General features: G+C 69.4%; 17 protein-coding genes. 6 read left to right on the top strand and 11 right to left on the bottom strand.

The annotated features are described in order from the left end of the window. Window positions 1-34: 34 nt before the first annotated feature. From OG747_RS47005 to OG747_RS47030, 6 genes are all read right to left on the bottom strand, one after another. Entirely contained in the window at window positions 35-1411 is a 1377-nt protein-coding gene (locus OG747_RS47005) for an SDR family NAD(P)-dependent oxidoreductase (RefSeq protein ID WP_405876604.1), read from the bottom strand. Between the two features lie 53 nt (window positions 1412-1464). Then, a complete protein-coding gene (locus OG747_RS47010; protein ID WP_405876602.1) occupies window positions 1465-3009 on the bottom strand; it encodes a prenyltransferase/squalene oxidase repeat-containing protein in 1545 nt (514 codons plus the stop codon). Continuing rightward, entirely contained in the window at window positions 2996-3964 is a 969-nt protein-coding gene (locus OG747_RS47015; RefSeq protein WP_405876600.1) for a terpene synthase family protein, read from the bottom strand. Before OG747_RS47015 ends, OG747_RS47010 begins: the two co-directional genes overlap by 14 nt. Window positions 3965-4033: 69 nt before the next feature. Next, on the bottom strand, window positions 4034-4225 hold the full coding sequence (locus tag OG747_RS47020) for a hypothetical protein (protein WP_405876598.1): 192 nt from the start codon (window positions 4223-4225) through the stop codon (window positions 4034-4036). 792 nt (window positions 4226-5017) lie between these two features. Continuing rightward, window positions 5018-5311, bottom strand: a complete 294-nt coding sequence (locus OG747_RS47025; protein ID WP_405876596.1) for a hypothetical protein — start codon at window positions 5309-5311, stop codon at window positions 5018-5020. Window positions 5312-5602: 291 nt separating this feature from the next. Beyond that, window positions 5603-6226: a hypothetical protein gene (locus OG747_RS47030; protein ID WP_405876594.1), complete on the bottom strand. Its 624-nt coding sequence runs from the start codon at window positions 6224-6226 to the stop codon at window positions 5603-5605. Between the two features lie 455 nt (window positions 6227-6681). Between OG747_RS47030 and OG747_RS47035 the strand changes: the two genes are divergently transcribed. Continuing rightward, window positions 6682-6972 carry a hypothetical protein gene (locus tag OG747_RS47035; RefSeq protein WP_405876592.1) on the top strand — a complete coding sequence of 97 codons (291 nt, stop codon included), beginning with the start codon at window positions 6682-6684 and terminating at the stop codon, window positions 6970-6972. A 21-nt stretch (window positions 6973-6993) separates the two neighbouring features. On the opposite strand, the gene OG747_RS47040 is transcribed toward OG747_RS47035, so the two are convergent. From OG747_RS47040 to OG747_RS47060, 5 genes are all read right to left on the bottom strand, one after another. Then, window positions 6994-7185 (bottom strand): hypothetical protein, encoded by a 192-nt coding sequence (locus OG747_RS47040; RefSeq protein ID WP_405876590.1) that lies wholly within the window; start codon window positions 7183-7185, stop codon window positions 6994-6996. A gap of 153 nt (window positions 7186-7338) precedes the next feature. Beyond that, entirely contained in the window at window positions 7339-7812 is a 474-nt protein-coding gene (locus OG747_RS47045) for a carboxymuconolactone decarboxylase family protein (RefSeq protein WP_405876588.1), read from the bottom strand. 287 nt (window positions 7813-8099) lie between these two features. After that, a complete protein-coding gene (locus OG747_RS47050; protein ID WP_405876586.1) occupies window positions 8100-8324 on the bottom strand; it encodes a hypothetical protein in 225 nt (74 codons plus the stop codon). Beyond that, window positions 8321-9046, bottom strand: coding sequence for an AAA family ATPase (locus OG747_RS47055; protein ID WP_405885386.1), 726 nt, complete (start codon window positions 9044-9046; stop codon window positions 8321-8323). The genes OG747_RS47050 and OG747_RS47055 overlap by 4 nt, the downstream gene beginning before the upstream one ends. Before the next feature lie 320 nt (window positions 9047-9366). Continuing rightward, window positions 9367-10005, bottom strand: coding sequence for a TetR/AcrR family transcriptional regulator (locus tag OG747_RS47060; protein WP_405876584.1), 639 nt, complete (start codon window positions 10003-10005; stop codon window positions 9367-9369). Window positions 10006-10077: 72 nt separating this feature from the next. Here OG747_RS47060 and OG747_RS47065 point away from each other — a divergent pair, with 72 nt between their 5' ends. The 5 genes from OG747_RS47065 (at window position 10078) to OG747_RS47085 (ending at window position 14619) form a co-directional block, all read left to right on the top strand. Further along, entirely contained in the window at window positions 10078-10791 is a 714-nt protein-coding gene (locus OG747_RS47065; protein WP_405876582.1) for a carboxymuconolactone decarboxylase family protein, read from the top strand. 306 nt (window positions 10792-11097) lie between these two features. Further along, window positions 11098-11301 carry a cold-shock protein gene (locus OG747_RS47070; protein WP_060899524.1) on the top strand — a complete coding sequence of 68 codons (204 nt, stop codon included), beginning with the start codon at window positions 11098-11100 and terminating at the stop codon, window positions 11299-11301. Window positions 11302-11459: 158 nt separating this feature from the next. Next, a complete protein-coding gene (locus tag OG747_RS47075) occupies window positions 11460-11774 on the top strand; it encodes a helix-turn-helix domain-containing protein (RefSeq protein WP_405876579.1) in 315 nt (104 codons plus the stop codon). Between the two features lie 783 nt (window positions 11775-12557). Beyond that, window positions 12558-13817, top strand: a complete 1260-nt coding sequence (locus OG747_RS47080) for a PP2C family protein-serine/threonine phosphatase (protein WP_405885387.1) — start codon at window positions 12558-12560, stop codon at window positions 13815-13817. A 178-nt stretch (window positions 13818-13995) separates the two neighbouring features. After that, window positions 13996-14619 carry a histidine phosphatase family protein gene (locus tag OG747_RS47085; RefSeq protein WP_405876575.1) on the top strand — a complete coding sequence of 208 codons (624 nt, stop codon included), beginning with the start codon at window positions 13996-13998 and terminating at the stop codon, window positions 14617-14619. Window positions 14620-15632 lie beyond the last annotated feature (1013 nt).

Below are 15632 nucleotides of genomic sequence, written 5' to 3' on the forward strand. Positions count from 1 at the left end.
GCTTTCGGCAGGCCGGATCAGCCGGGGTGGCCGTTCATTCCGGGACGAGCCGGAAGATCCGCAGCTGCCGTCCGGATCGCCTGGCGTAGCTCTCGTAGGGCGGCCAGATGTCCACCAGTCGCCTCCATGCCGTGTCGCGCTCGGATCCGTGCAGGGGTGTGGCGATGACATCGACGGTGCGGCCGGTGTCGGTGACGGTCGCGCGGGGGACGGCGAGCAGGTTGTGGGACCAGGCAGGGTGCTGCGGCCTGCCGAAATTGCTGGCGACAACGAGATAGCTACCGTCGGTTTCGCGATGGCACAGCAGCGGCGTCCGGTGTGTTCGTCCACTGAGCCGGCCGGTGGTGGTGAGCATCAGGGAGGGGAGCAGCGCGGCCATGAGGAAGGTCCGGCCGCCGGTGAGACGGTGGGCGGCGCGGTCGATGCTCGGAGCGACGTCAGCCATGATACGCACGAAGAGGGTGTTGGCCCCGGCCTTCTTCAGCATGTACAGGGCGGTGCTGTCGCGGCCGGCGCTGGAGTGCTGGGCCGTGGCCCGCTTGGCTGCACGAGGCGGCGGGAGGGGGATCGCGTAGTCGCGGCGGCCGCTTCCGCCCAGGGCGGCTGCCTTGCGGGTGAGTTCGGGGAGCATGGCGTACGCGCGGTAGAACGGGGGCAGATAGCCGGGGATGTCCACGGCCGGTTCCTGGCGCCTGATTGCTTCGACGACAGCGGTGGCGACGTTCTCCGCAGACGTGGGCGGCAGGAAGTCGGCGAGGCGTGGCATGCGGGCCGATGGCACGTGGATCTTCCAGAAGTCGGTGCCGGCGACGGTGGCGGGCCGGACCAGGGTGACACCGATACCCGATCCCGCCAGTTCCACGCGCAGCATCTCGGTGTAAGCCTCGATGGCTGCCTTCGTGGCGGCGTAGGAGGCTGCCGGGCCCTTGACGAAGATCCGTCCGGCTGCCGAGCCCATCGCGACGATGTGCCCGCCACCGCCTGACCGCATCAGCGGAAGAGCGGTCTTGGCCCCGTATACCAACGCGTCATAGCCGGTACGCATGGCCAGTTGGGCCTGCTCGACGCTCATGTCCTCGACATCGGCCCAGTGCACATACGCGGCATTGTGGATCAGTACGTCGATACGTCCGCGTGCCCGATGCGTGCTGGTGATCCAGTCCTCGACAGCGGCGCGGTCGCATACGTCCGCCTTGGTGAACGTCACCGGCGTCATGCCGGACTGCCGGGCGAGCACATCCGCGGCACGGTCCAGATTGGCCTGAGAGTTGTCGCATGCGTGTACGTGGGCGCCGGCCGCGGCCAGTGCCTGGGTCAGGGCGAAGCCGATACCGGCCGCACCGCCCGTGACAAGGCAGGTGCACCCCGCCAGCGATACCCGAGGCCGCCTGCGGTGGGAGAGCAACATCATGGGGTCCTTCCGAGGTGCGATGAACTGCGGTGCTGCCTGGAACGGCAGACTCCTCAAGGAGTGATGCGGCGGGTGAGGTGCGCCAACGAGAGGAGGGGGAAGGCGTCGGAGAGGACGGGAACGTGGTAGGGGAGCGGCCTGGGCCCGACCATGTCAGGCGGCGCGTCGATCGTGCCGTCGGAATACTGCTGCGAGAGCAGATACTCCGCAGCCCGGACGGCCGGACGGTGGTCGGGCAGACCGGCTGCCACGATCAGTCCGTATGCGGTGCTGATGGCGTCGCTCGGCGCGCCGTCCCCCTTGCCCCAGCCCCCGTCGTCGTTCTGGATCGAGCGCACCAGCCGAACGATTCGTTCACGCACAACCGGGGCCCCGCCCACGATGAAGGGTCTGGTGGCCAGATGGGCGCGGAAGAGCGTGTGGAGCCGGCTGTCGCTCCAGCCCGGAGGGAAGGAACCGTCGGGCTGCTGATCGCCGGCAAGGAACGTCATGGCCTCGTCGATGACGCGCTGGTACCGGGTGCCCTGCGTCGCCAGCGCGTTGATCACCGCGGCGGTCATGCATGCTTCTGAAGGAGTGCCGGCGTAGGTGGGGAACCCGCCGTCCCCGCCGCGCACGGAGAGCAGGGCCTGGATGCCGCGCTGGACCGGGGTGCGGTAGGCGTGCGGATCCGACTCGTGCAGGAATTCCAGGGCGACCGTGGTGCAGTCGGTATCGGCCAGCCGGGCGCAGTCCGTGTAGGACCAGCCCCCGCTCGGGTGCTGCAGCCGCAGCACGTGCCGGGCGATCCGGTCGAGGGAGCCACGCGGGGCGCCGGCGGTACGCAGAGCAAGGCCGGCGGTTACGGCGGTCCACGTGTCGGTGTCCGTGACGAACGGGATGCCGCCGTCATCACGCTGATGCAGCAGCGCAGTTCGGATGCCGTCCCTCACGGTGGTGACGTTGCCCGGCAGGCGAGACAGCGCGTGCAGGACAAGGAGGTGGATGAGCAGATTGCCCTCCCACACCTCACCGGGACGCTGCGTGGACAGCAACAGGGCTGCATCTTCGCTGCCGATCATGTCCGACCGGGCCGCTGCGTCGGCGAGGACCACCTTGGCCGCAGTGGCCTGTATCGACGCCCACGGATGCAGACCGCGGGGTGGGAACAGCTCACATCCACCAGAGGGAGGTTCGGAGCCCAGCATGACGAGAATGGCCTGGAACAGCAGGCGCTTCCGCGGCCCGGTGAACCGCGGTGCCCGCGCGACGAAATCATCGGCGGCCCGATCGGCTGACGCGGCCCGCGTCCGCTTCCTCAGTACGGTCGCGGTGAATGTCTCGTCCCACGAGCTGCCATGAGGGTGCGGCTGACGCAGGTAGCACACGAGTCGGCTGCGCGCTGATCGAAAGTCGCGGGACCGCCCGGTTCGGTCCAAAAGGGCCAGGAGCAAGGCGGATTCGAGTACTCGGCTCCCGCAGGGGTCGCGCAGGGCACCGTCCGGCCCGATGCGCCGCAGCAGGCGGTCCGTCAGACGGCCCCGGGCGGTGCCGAGACCGGGTGGGAACAGCCCGGCCGGCCAGTCGGGCAGGACGTGCCCGGCTTCAGGAGGTCTCATGTGATGTCCGTCGTCCCTCTCCAGCCCAGGGCTGGGATGACACAGCGTGCGGTGGAAGCCATCGGGCGTCGAACCGCCCGGTTCGGTCGAGCCAGTACAAAGACGCATTCACCAAGTCGCAGACGGCGGCGGTGTAGGCGGCAACGCAAGCGCGTGCTGCCGAGGGCAGGCCTCGCCCGTCCGAAAGCCTCAGGGCGAGACTGCGGAAGTCCCGCAGCCTGGCGTCCCGCATGCTCACGACCGCCGTACGCGACTCGGCAGACGAGCAGCCTCGCTCATGTTCCATCACTGTCAGCAGGTTGTTCTGACCCCGTCTGCGGTCGGCTTCGGCGGAGGCCAGGTCGTTGGTCCAGCCGACGACATCGGCGCCGGCGCACCGCAACGCCCGCAGCCGCGTTCCTTCAGCACACTGCTCGAACAGTTCAGGTGAATCAGGCAGAGAGGCTGCGGCCGTGCACTCCACGATGTCCGTCATCGGAAGCACCGTGATGGTCCGCCGGCGCAGCGCCATGTAGGTATCCAGGGGCAGTTGATGACGCCGCTCGCGGTGGACGGCTTCCTCGCACGTGGCTCGGCCGAAGTCGGTGTAGTCGGCGATGAACCGATCACGCCACCGTGGCGACATCCGCGGAGCTGTACGTCGCCACAGGTCGGCCAACGCCACCTCGGGACCTGTGCTGTCCGGCTGCGGTTCCTCCCCGGCGAGTACGCTGAGCAAGCGCTGCAGGACGGACTCGGCCCGCGAAGCCAACGTTCCCCGCAGGTCACGGTCGAAGTAGTCGTCGACCAGGCAGATGAACGCAGACCACTGCGCCGTCAACGCCACATCCCGCTCGTCTGCCGTCGGCACCATACGCATCGCGAGCACATCCAGCCCCATGGCAGCCAGCCGCTGCTGCTCCGAAGTGCTGCTGGCCAGCCCTACCTGTTGCGCCCAGCGCAGGAGCTGCCCCACACAGCTCGGTCGGCTGCCTTCAGAGGGCCCGGGGAACGAAGGACCGCCGGTCACGAGTCGTTCCCCCCGCTAGTCCAGCATCGACGACGCGTCAACGCGTCCGGCGATCGTGGCCAGGGGAGAGCCGACCGGCACCGGTGCCGAACCGAACGCCTTCGTGAACACAGCGGCGCCCTGTTCGGTGAGGAGCGTGTCGAAGGGTCGCGCCTCGACGGCTCCGGCTGAGGCGGGTGTGGGCGGGCTGACAGTGACTTCGGCCATGTCGACGGTGAAGGTCGTTACCTCGATACTCCGGGGAGCTTCTCCGCCGGCGGCTGCCTGCGCTGCCACCCTGCGGTCTGCAAGCTCACCGTGCGCATGGGTGAGTTGGAGGATGCGGCTGTCCCCTGACCGGGTGAACGAGATCCCACCGTCCAAGGTCCAGGCACCGGATGAAAGATCGAGACTGATTTTGCCTCGCATCGGCCATCGCACACAGGGCGTCCGCCCGGACGTGTCCAGGGTCGCCGGAGCAACAGCCGACAGTGCGATTTCGGCCGCCGCGAACTCCTGTGCAGCGGCGGAAGACAGACACCACGTGACCTGGCCCCCGACGGGAACCTGAACGTCCGCGGCCACGGCAACGGACACGGCTGCGGCCAAAGACGACACGCAGGCCACGGCCGCGACAGACATAGCACGATGACGCATGGAGAGCCCTTCCTCGACAATCCAACATCATGATGTGTCGCCATCTATCCGTATCACCCGCATATGACTGTTACATGAAGAAACCACCCATGGGAGTGCACCGTGATCGTGGGTTCGAGACAACCCGCAGACACGCCGGCGAACGATCGCGGACCATGACCAAGTTCTGTCGAATCGTGGAGACCTTCCTGTGCAGCCGGCCCCTCGCTGAGGCCGGCGTCGAGTGTCGGAGAGGTCGGTGATCCAGGTCGCGATCCGGATGCGGGCCTCGGCACGGGGGTCGAAGGGCGCGCCGGGTGGACGTACTCGACCTTCAGGACGCTGTTGAACGCCTTGCTGACGGCGTTGATGCCCCTATGGATGTCAAGCGGCGTCTCGGGCCGGTCCTGTGCAGTCTGCCGCGGTGTTTGCGGGGACGACGAGCCGGTAGATCTCTCGTGCGACGTACCGTTTGAGGCAGCGGATGATCTCGCGTTTGGTCTTGCCCTCCGCGAGGCGTCGCCGCACGTAGTCCTGGGAACGGCCCTCCCAGCGCAGGCGGCTGAGGACGATCCGGTAGAGGGCGGCGTTGGCCTGGAGGTCGCCGCCTTGGTTGAGTCTGCGGCGCTGGGTCTTGCCCCCCTGCCCGTCTCGCTCTCCGTCAGGTCCCCGCACCACAACAGGTCGGGCTCTTCCGCGGTGAAGTCCCGCCGCACGAGATCCGGGACGGCCGGCCGCTTGCCCGGCCGCCTCAACCTGATCCAGATCTTCGGACCCGGGATACCCAGCTCGCCGGCGTGGTCTCGTGGATCCCCAGGTTCGTCGCGGCCTCCGCGGCCTCCGCGACCGACTCGGCACCGCCCCTGGCACGTACCGCTGCACGCCGGCTGGGCTCCGCACGCTGACGTTCAGGACCGGGCCGCCACCGGACCGCGGCCTGGTGGCGGTGCCAGGGACTCCTGCGGATGCTCAGCCGGCTACTGCCTCCTGCTGCGGCTCGGCCGCAGCAGGCTCCGAGGCTGCCGCCGCGGTGTAGAAGACCGACGAGCCCTGCTTGGTGCGCTGAGCATGGCTCTTGGCGACCAGCCCTTCGAGGGTGGTACGCACGACAGTGGTCTTCACAGTGCGGTCGGGGTGGGCCTGCGTGAGCGCGGCGGCGATCTCGGCAGCGGAACGCGGCTCGCTCTGCTGCTCCAGGTGGCCGCGGATCAGGTCGACGAGGGTTGGCTTGGCGGCTGTTGCGGACGCCTTCACGGATGAGACCTGGGCGGCGGGCTTCTTGGCTGCCGTCTTCTTCGCGCTCGTGGCGGCCGCCTTCTTCGGCTTGCTCTGCTTGGGTTCGGCGGAGGCCTGGTGAGGCACGGACGGCGCAGCTGTGGTGTCTGCCTCGGCGGCGGGGTTTGCACCGCCGAGCGCCTGCTGCATGGTCACCAGCACGGTGTGGTCGTGCTGCAGGGCGTGCAACTGCTCCTGCAGGGATTCGATGTCCTTACCGATACGTTCCTGTTCCTTGGCATTGCGCTCAAGGTCGCCGGTCACCTGGGCGATGTACTGCGACGTCAGTCCTGTGGCGTGGGCCTTGATTTCGGACATGGCATGGGCCTTTCTGCAGTCCGCGGGCACGGCGGTGAAAACAGGAGCCATGTGCGCGATCGGATGGAGGTAGGTGTCCCGTCCGAGCGACCGGATCACCCGCAGGACACAACTGCCACAGCTCGCAGCAGTCTAGAGATAGTACGCACGACGGGAACCGGACGTTTCTGTCGAGTGATGTCTCACCCTCCCCTGCAGTGAGCAGATGCGGGGCACCTCGCGCGGAGGCTGACGAGTGTGCTGTCACTGCCGAACCGCCATGCGACCCGCCCCGACCTGGAGAGACAGACGCCGGCCGACTTCGTTCGTATCCCGGATCCCGGCGGTAGTGCCAGGCAGTCAGCGAGCGCGAAGTCAGCAGCCGGTCGAGGAGTTTCTCGGTCTGGTGGGGTGAGTGGCTGCACAGGTGTGCGATCGTCTCCATGTCGGTACTGTCGGCCTCGCCCGGTGTGTAGGTGGCCGTCTACTCCGGTGCCGTCGCGGCCATGGGGGCCGCACAGCTCGCGCTGACGGTCGCGGTGTGGAAGCGCCCGTGGCTGGGCAGCGCGGCGCTGTCCGATCCCGTCGCGCGCAACGATGTGGCCGATCTGGCGTCGACGGTAGTGGTCTTCGCCGTCGCCGTGCCCCTCGCCTTCATCTCCCCGACCGGCGCGAAGCTGCGGTGGGCGGTACTGATCCCGGTCAAGTCGGTGACGGGCAAGCCGGCCAAGCGCCTGCGCGCGTCCGCCGAGCAGCTCGGCATCTAGGGCGCGTGTCGAATGTGCTGGTCACAGCCGCTCGTTGACGGCCGCGACGAGGACGGTCGCTTCGTAGCGGACGGCGAGCCTGTCGTACCTCGTGGCCACGGCCCGGTGCCTTTTGGGGCAGTTGATGCCGCACTCGACGGCGTGCCGCTCGCGGTGGTCAACCGGGTCGAACTTCGGCGGCCGGCACGGCGGTCGGCCGGGCTTCTTGCCCATGGGCAACGGCGGCCCCGGCGCCGCCCGTTGCTCGTCCGTCAGATCTCCATGCGCGGCGAGGGGCGGCGCGATTTCTTCGGGGTGTCCGAGGCCCGAAGGCCCGGGGCCGAGCCTGTGCGGCAGGCAGCCGGCCCCTGGGCCCTGTGCTCGCGATCAGCCGAACTGGCCCGGCTGGTAGTCACCGGCCGGCTGCTGGATGATGACGTTCATGCGGTTGTAAGCGTTGATCAGGGCGATGAGGGACACCAACGCGGCCAGCTGGTCCTCGTCATAGTGTTTGGCCGCGTTCGCCCAGGCCTCGTCCGTGACACCACCGGCCGCGTCGGCGATGCGCGTGCCCTGTTCCGTCAGTTCCAGGGCCGCCCGCTCGGCGTCGGTGAACACCTTGGCCTCACGCCAGGCCGCGATCAGGTTGAGACGTACCGAGGTCTCCCCGGCGTGCGTGGCGTCCTTGGTGTGCATGTCGGTGCAGAAGCCGCAGCCGTTGATCTGGCTGGCCCGGATCTTCACCAGCTCCTGCGTCGCGGCCGGCAGAGCGGAGTCCGCGACGACCTTGCCCGCCGAGTTGATGTACTTCGCGAACTTGGTCGCGACGGAGTTGCCGTAGAAGTTGAGACGGGCGTCCATGGTGATCTCCTCGCTGCGTTGACGGTTACACAGCATTGACGGAACCGCCCGACGGAATGTGACACGCCGGCGAGCCGGATGGATGTGACCTGCGCCTCTCCCGGCCCGCAGGGTGGTCCCGCCGGCCGGGCGTGAGCAGGAGCCGATCGCGGCGCGCCAGGCTCGACCTCGGCGCCACGGTCCCGCCTCGCGCGGAGCTGGTGACCTGAGTCAACGACTGGCTGCGACCAGCACATTCGATCCACGTCACCTGCCCGCACACCGCACCCCAGGCATGCGCCCCTGGCTTACGGGGTGCCTCTGAGGGGTCGCAGTACGGCGGCGCCGACGCGCATGAGCGCGGAGACAGGTGGTCCCACCCATCGGGTCAGTTCGCGCGGCAAGGCAGGGTCGAGTTCGATGGTTACCCGGACGTATCGGGTGTGCAGCTGAGTGACCTTGACGGGACGGGGTGCGGTGGCGTCCGGTCCGCGCTGCAATGCGGCTCGGTAGGTGTCCTTGCGCTGGTTCACGTCTTGTCCTGACGTTTGATGAGTTCGTCTGCGAGGTCCATGTACGCCGAGCCCTTGACCTCGACCGGGCTGCCGAACGACTGGGCGTACAAGTCGAGCCGCGGAATATGGGTGGACAGCACGTCGAAGCCCCGTTCGGTGAGAGCTTCGCGGGCGTCGGCATCGGGACCGGTGCGCGTGGCGTCGGGGCGGTTGGTGCGGTTCAGCAGGACAGCGGCGCGGGCCGGCCGGGCGCGCAGGGACTGGACGTCGCTCATCTCGCTGCCGATGGGTGCCATGCGATCCAGCTCGATGGGGGCCGGGGTCAGTGGCACGATCCACTCGCTCGCGTACCTCATGATGCTCCGGGCGATGTGGGCGTGGTCCTCCAACTGCGGGGCGTCGAACACCACGGCCTGCCGGTTGCCGAGGAAGTCGTTCACGCGCCGGTGCACGTCGCCCACCGGAAAGGCGATGACGGGAAACGGGAAGCCCCCCGCCAATTCGCTCCAACGCAGCGCGGAGGAGGCGGGGTCACTGTCCACCAGCAGCGGTGAGATGCCCGACTCGTGCAGTGCGTGAGCCAACCAGACTGCGCTCGTCGTCTTTCCCACTCCGGGTTTTAGATTCACAAAGGCATAGCTCATCGACACAGGAGTCAACGCTAATGGTCGCGAACGGCCGGCTGCCGTCGGCGCGGCACACACACGCCGCTCGTTCACCCCGCGGCGCCGGTGAATCATTCGTAGGGGCTAATGCGGAAGTCGCCCGGCCACGAAGGGGACCTTGCGTGACGGCGGGGATCGGCGCGAGGACCCAGTCCATGGGCACGTGGTCGCGGCGGGCGGTGACCAAGGCGTGCCGCCGCCGGCGGGTGACCGGTTCCCCGCCGGTCCACCGTGCGGCCGGGGCCGTGTCGAGGGGAAGGCCGGCCATGAAGCGGGCGATGTCGGCGTAGCAGGTGTCATCGCCCAAGCAGCCGGGCCCGGAGCCCGGAGCCCGGAGCCCGGCCTGGTGGGACCTGCTGCCGCGTGGTGCGGGGCACCACCGCCGCGCATCGCCCTCACTTCTTCGCGGGCGGGACACCGACCAGCTTCGTCAGGAACCGGTCGACCTGCTCGTCCAGTGGGGGCCACGGCAGCTCGGGCTGGTTGACGCGCAGCGACACCGCGCCGTGGACGGCCGTCCGCAGATCCAGGGAGACGGTCTCGGCGTCGCCCGGCGTCGCCAGCCCGGCGTCCATGCAGCGGCGGATCGCCGCGGTCGTGCGCTCGGCCATCTCCTCCTTGAAGGGCATGTCCGTACGCCGGTTGAGCGTGCTCTCGTGCAGCACCTTGTACAGCCCCGGGTGCTCGCGGGACCATGCGCCGAGCAGCGCCGTGCGGGCGCGCAGCGCGGCCACCGGGTCGGTGGCGCCCGACTCCGCCTCGTCCACCGCACGCAGCAGGTCCGCGTGGCAGCGCTCCAGCGCGGCCAGCACCAGCGCGTCGCGGTCGGCGAAGTGGATGTAGACGGACGTCGCGGCGATGCCCACCTCGCGGGCGACGGCGCGCAGCGACAGCGCCTGGTCGTCGGCGAGTTCGTCCAGCAGCCGCAGCGCCGCGTCGACGATCTCGGCGCGCAGCCGCTCGCCCTGGCCTCGCGGGTTGCGGCCGCGCGAGGTGGCCCGTGCGGCCTTTCGGGCCGGGGTGGTCGCATCCATGATCCGGCATTGTATGGGACGGCTCGTAGGGCTACAGTAGTAGCACTACAGCTGTTTATCTAGGGGGTTCCCATGACACTGCCGACCCGGAGCACGATCGACGAGCTGGACCCGGTGTTCGCGGAAATGGCTGCCGCGAGCTTCCGGCTCGCCGGGGCGGGCCCGGAGTTGACGCCACGTGAGCGCATCCTGCTCAGTCTCGTCGCCGACGTGTGCGAACAGGTCCTCGGAATGCCCTACGAGCTGCACGTGCGAGCCGCCCTGGACAACGGCATCGACGCCGACGACCTGCGCGAGCTGCTCCGCTTCATCTCCTACGACAGCGGATACCCCGCGGCGCTGGCAGCTCTGGAGCGGCTGGCCGAGATCGAGCGCGAGCACGGCCTGCCCGGACCGACCGGCCAGGGCCACGAGGTGAACGCGGACGGCACGGGCAGCCCGCTTCCCGCGGCGATGCGCGACCAGGTGCGCGCCCTCGACCCGGGCCTGGCCGACTACATGGACCTGCAATCGCGGATCCGCGCCGGCATGTCCCGCATCAGCGTCCGCGAGCGGGCGTTCGCCACGATGACGGTGGACGTCCTCTATCAGACCCTCCAGGAAAGCTTCCGCGCCCACGTCGGCCGCGCGCTGGGCGCGGGGGCGACGCCGGACGAGGTCCGCGCCGCCGTCCGCGTCACCGCGCCGTTCGGAATGACCCGGACCTGGCGCGCCTTGAACGTCCTCGACATGCTGCTCGCCGAGTGGGAAGAACGGGAGGGCAAGCGGACGGCCGGGGCCGCCTGACCGCCCGTCACCCGCACACGACCCCGTCCGGCGACGGGATGCCGCCGGCTGCCTGGCGCACCGGCGGCATCGCGTACGAGGGCGATGAGCGCGGATCGCCGCCGTCCACCCACGCCCACTCGTTCGGATCATGGCCGTTGCTCTCTGGTGGGGACCGGTTTCGCGGTGTAGCGTCGCTGGTAGATGTCGTGGTTCGCAGTACTTGCCCGCGCTCCGGCGTGGGCGCTTTGCTGTGCAGTGCGGGACCAGGGCGATCACCTCCGGGCCCGCGCGGTGCGGGTCCGATATCGACTGGAAGGCACCAGCATGGCCAGCGGAACCGTTAAGTGGTTCAACGCCGAAAAGGGCTTCGGCTTCATCTCCCAGGACGGCGGCGGGCCGGACGTCTTCGCGCACTACTCCAACATCAACGCCTCCGGCTTCCGTGAGCTGCAGGAAGGCCAGGCCGTCACGTTCGACGTCACCCAGGGCCAGAAGGGCCCGCAGGCGGAGAACATCACGCCCGCCTGACTCGCGGCCAGGACGTGCGCCAGGGCCCCGGAGCACACGCTTCGGGGCCCTGGCGCATCCCGCGACGCCAGGCCCGGCCAGATGCCCAGGGCCTTCCTGCCGTGGCGGTGCCGCGGTCGTGAGGTGCCCGTCGGGACACGCCGCTCCTTGGGCTGCTGGTGGGGCCGACCGGGTCGGGGAAGACCACGTACGCGAAGCGGCGGCTGGAGCCGACCGGCGCGGTGCGGCTGTCGGTGGACGAGCTGGTGCACGCCCGCCATGACTCGCAGCTGCTGGTCTCCGCCCGCACCTGGATGGAGCGCGACCGCCGTACCGAGGCGGCTGCGGCGGCGCTCCACATCCACCCCAACACCCTTGCCTACCGGCGGCGCCGCTTCGGCGCTCTCGCCGACCGTGATCCGACGTCGACGGGGGCCCTGGCGGAGGTCTGGCTGGCGATCCAGGCAGCGGGGGCGCTCGGCCTCACCGACTGAGCAGGTTCGTGGCAGGCCGGGGGAGGAGCCGGGGCGTGCCGGGGGATGTCACCCGGCGGGGGTCATGCCACCCGCACGATCGAGGATTTTGGGGACCAGGTGCTGCTGGCCGGTCCGCTCTTCGTATGCCGCTTCGCGCAGCTGCGCCGCCGGTGTCCTGCCGCGCCGCCGCCGAAGGCCGCTGCGGTCACTGTGGACGCCCGGTTGCAGGGGGAAGCCGCCCGGGGTCACCTGCGGCACACCCAAGCAGCCGAAAGGTGCGGACCGCCACGGGGTTTTGTCGGCACCGGCGGTTTCGATCCTGCGGACCGTGCGGAGGAAACGGTGTCAGGGCGTGGACGCGTGGTCCCGGTGGTCCGTCGGTCCGGTAGTGGCAGCTGCCCGGCGGGGGCTGCTGCCGGACGGTGTACTTGGCCTGCGGGCCGGCTCCCACCACGACCGCCCGCTCCGGGCCCCGCCCCGGCCCGTGCACCCGTAGCCGACGGCCCGTGGCCGCAGTCCCGCTCGCGGGCACGTCCGGCCCTCCCGCCGACGCAGGGGAACAACTCGTCAAGAACAGCGCCGCGGACAGCACGGACAGCACGGGAACAGCCACGGACAGCGCGAACAGCACGGACGACGCGGTACGGAGACAGTCACCGACTGGACCACGGCCCTCAGCGCCCTCGGTGCCGGCCGGCACGACGCGAGCGGGTCTTTCGGTGGTCCCGCCCGCGGGGCTCACGGCACGCTGGGGGCCGACTGGATTCATAGTGAGAAGACGGAGCATGAAGCCGTGCGGCTATGGGACGGTACGGGAGAACTGTGGCGCGAGCACCGATCGACTACGAGGGGCTGTTTGCCGCGACGCCCAGCCCGTATCTGGTGCTGGGCCCTGACCTGGTGATCGTCGCCGTCAATCAGGCGTATCTGACGGCGACCGGCTTCGGCCGGGAGGATCTGGTGGGCCGGTACCTGTTCGACGCGTTTCCCGACAACCCTGAGGACCCGCAGGCCGACGGGGTGCGGAATCTGGCTGCTTCTCTGCACTGGGTGCTGCGTTCGAAGGAACCGGACACCATGGCGGTGCAGAAGTACGACATCCCCGTCGTGGGCCGGCCAGGGGTGTTCGAGGAGCGGTGGTGGTCCCCGATCAACACTCCCGTCCCCGGGCCGGGCGGGCAGGTGGCGTGGATCATCCACCGGGTGGAGGACGTGACCGACTTCGTGCTCTCCCGCCCTTCGCGCCCGCGGCCGGGAAGGGTGCTCAGTGAGCGGGAGGCGACCGAGGCCGAGCTGTACGCGCGGGCCCGTGAGCTGCAGCGGCTGAACGAGGAACTGCGCCGGGCCCACGCCCGGGAACGCCAGGTGGCCGTCACTCTGCAGGAGGCCATGCTCCACTCGCCCGACCTGGCGCGGCACCCGGACATCGCCGTGCGCTATCTGCCCGCCGCCGGATCACTGAACGTGTGCGGCGACTGGTACGACGTGGCCGACCTGCCCGATGACGGCTTCTCGGTCGCGGTCGGCGATGTCGTCGGCCACGGCCTGGAGGCCGCCGCGGTCATGGGGATGCTCCGCAGCGCCCTGTCCGCCGTCGTCCGGGCTCTGCACGAGCCCGCCAGAGCACTGGAAGTCCTGGGCCTGTACGCCCGCTCGGTGGACGGTGCACTGGCCACCACCGTGGTGAAAGTCGTCATCGACACCCATGCCCACCGGATCACCTACAGCAGCGCGGGCCATCCCCCGCCGGTCCTGGTCCACCCCGACGGCACCTTCGACCTGCTCGACCAGGCCACCGACCCACCGCTGGGCGCCCGCCTCCACCACATGCCCCGACTGCAGGCCGAGCTGCTCTACGCCCCCGGCGACACCCTCGTGCTCTATACGGATGGCCTCATCGAACGACGCGGTGAGGACATCGATGCCGGCCTGCACCGTCTCACCGATGTCCTCACCCACCGCCGCCTGGCCCCCGAACCCCTCGCCGACACGGTCCTCGTGCACCTCGGCGTCAGCAGCGGCGGCCGCGATGACATCGCCCTGGTCATCGTGGCGCTGTAGACCACGAGCCGGAACCTGGGCATGCCCGGCTCCGGGCGTGATGCTCCCGATGGCTGACCGGAACATCGCCGACAGGACATGGCGCATGAGGCCTCCGTCGATGACGGAACCGCACGGCAGACATCAGCGTCCATCCGAGCGTCCGCAAGATCATGAACGCTGATGGAGGACCTCGCGCATGACGGGAACAGCCCCTCGCTACCTTTACCTCGCGCGGCACGGCGAGGCTTCACCGGATGAAAGCAAGCTGACGGACAACGGCCGCCGTCAGGCCTTACTGCTTGGTGAACGGCTTCAGCGCAGCCCTCTCTCAGCGGTCCACCACGGCCCACTTCCGCGAGCGGAGCAGACCGCACAGCTGATCTGCGACCAACTCGACGACGTTCCCTTGCAGTCCTCGGAACTGACCGGCGACTACATCCCCTACTTGCCACAGAGACAGGAGCTGCCGTCGGAGTCGGCCGATGCCATGCTCGGCCACCTGGCCCAGTTCCCGGCCGAGGAGCGCGAAAAAGGTCCGGAGCTGGCTCAAAGAGCACGCGCGCAGTTCACCGGACCAGTCGACGGTGACGAGCCTCGTCACGAGCTGATCGTCACCCACAACTTCCTCATCGGCTGGCTCGTCCGGGACGCCCTCGACGCGCCGAAGTGGCGCTGGATGGGACTGAACCACGCCAACGCCGCGCTGACCGTCATCCGATACGCACCCGGCCGGCCCGCTTCCGTCCTCTTCTACAACGACATGGCGCACCTTCCCACAGAGCTTCGCTGGACTGGCTTCCCGCCCGAACTGCATATCTGAGAGCAGCGAACGACCGACCGCCGCACAGGATGGAGGCGGTTCTCAGGCGGACATCTTTCAGCACCACGCTTGCCGGGGAGCGGCCCTGCACCGTCAAGGTCACCGTCACGTCGTCCACGGCAATACCGTCATTCTTCTGCGCCCAGGAATCGACACTCTCTCTAGGACGCGGAGGTTCAACACTTCGGCTGTTGCCCCGCACCAGAAAGGCACGGCAGTCAGGCTCGCCGTCCGGAGGGGTGAGCTGCACATCCAGTGTGAAGGGCAGCTCCTTGCCCTTGACGGCACGCTGCACACCGGACTTGACCATGTCGACAACCATGGTGGCGATGGCCGCAAGAAGAGCAGCAGAGAAAGCGGCCACCAGCGCTCTCCAATGGCGACGCCACCAGGGAGCGCCGGCCGACGCTCCCTGGCCCGGCTCGGAGGACGGGCTGCTGTCCATTCCCTCTCGCTTCCGCACTCCACCAGCGGCTCAGGGCCAGTCGGCTTCACCACGCGGCCCGGGACATACGCCACTGCACACAGGCTGCCTCGATGCCCGGCCCATTCTCTCCGGCGGCCCCAGGAGGGCCTGACAGGCGCGCGGGGGCCGCACTCGCGTGGTCCGCCCCGAGTGAATGAAGCGAGTCGCGGCGCGAGGAGGTCGGCCAGGCGGGCACACCCGGCGAGTGCCCGTACCGTCTGCCACCGCTCGCGCAGCGCCCGCACCAGCCAGCCGGCCACCTGGCCGACGACCGAGCCGACGGTGCCGGGCAGCAGCATCATCGGCGCGACGTCCGCGAGCGCGGACCGCGTCTGCTGCGGCAGGGCCTGCCCGAACCGGGCCGCGAGTCCACCGCGGTTCTCGGCGGGATGCAGCGGCCGGGCGGGGGTCTGGGCATCGCAGACACGTGCCGCACTCCTGCCGCGCCGCTACCGATTGCCGCCCTCTTCGTCATCGCGGGCGCGCGCGGAATCCGGCTGTGGTCCGACGGGATGCAAGGAGACGGCGACTGGCTTCGATGAGAGCG

Source organism: Streptomyces sp. NBC_01384 (genome assembly GCF_045040035.1).
In the GTDB taxonomy this organism is placed as follows: domain Bacteria; phylum Actinomycetota; class Actinomycetes; order Streptomycetales; family Streptomycetaceae; genus Streptomyces.

Coding starts and splice junctions, on each gene's coding strand:
- OG747_RS47005 (WP_405876604.1), bottom strand. CDS start 1,411: ATGATGTTGCTCTCCCACCGCAGGCGGCCTCGGGTATCGCTGGCGGGG.
- OG747_RS47010 (WP_405876602.1), bottom strand. CDS start 3,009: ATGAGACCTCCTGAAGCCGGGCACGTCCTGCCCGACTGGCCGGCCGGG.
- OG747_RS47020 (WP_405876598.1), bottom strand. CDS start 4,225: ATGGCCGAAGTCACTGTCAGCCCGCCCACACCCGCCTCAGCCGGAGCC.
- OG747_RS47030 (WP_405876594.1), bottom strand. CDS start 6,226: ATGTCCGAAATCAAGGCCCACGCCACAGGACTGACGTCGCAGTACATC.
- OG747_RS47040 (WP_405876590.1), bottom strand. CDS start 7,185: ATGGGCAAGAAGCCCGGCCGACCGCCGTGCCGGCCGCCGAAGTTCGAC.
- OG747_RS47045 (WP_405876588.1), bottom strand. CDS start 7,812: ATGGACGCCCGTCTCAACTTCTACGGCAACTCCGTCGCGACCAAGTTC.
- OG747_RS47055 (WP_405885386.1), bottom strand. CDS start 9,046: ATGATTCACCGGCGCCGCGGGGTGAACGAGCGGCGTGTGTGTGCCGCG.
- OG747_RS47060 (WP_405876584.1), bottom strand. CDS start 10,005: ATGGATGCGACCACCCCGGCCCGAAAGGCCGCACGGGCCACCTCGCGC.
- OG747_RS47065 (WP_405876582.1), top strand. CDS start 10,078: ATGACACTGCCGACCCGGAGCACGATCGACGAGCTGGACCCGGTGTTC.
- OG747_RS47070 (WP_060899524.1), top strand. CDS start 11,098: ATGGCCAGCGGAACCGTTAAGTGGTTCAACGCCGAAAAGGGCTTCGGC.
- OG747_RS47080 (WP_405885387.1), top strand. CDS start 12,558: ATGGGACGGTACGGGAGAACTGTGGCGCGAGCACCGATCGACTACGAG.
- OG747_RS47085 (WP_405876575.1), top strand. CDS start 13,996: ATGACGGGAACAGCCCCTCGCTACCTTTACCTCGCGCGGCACGGCGAG.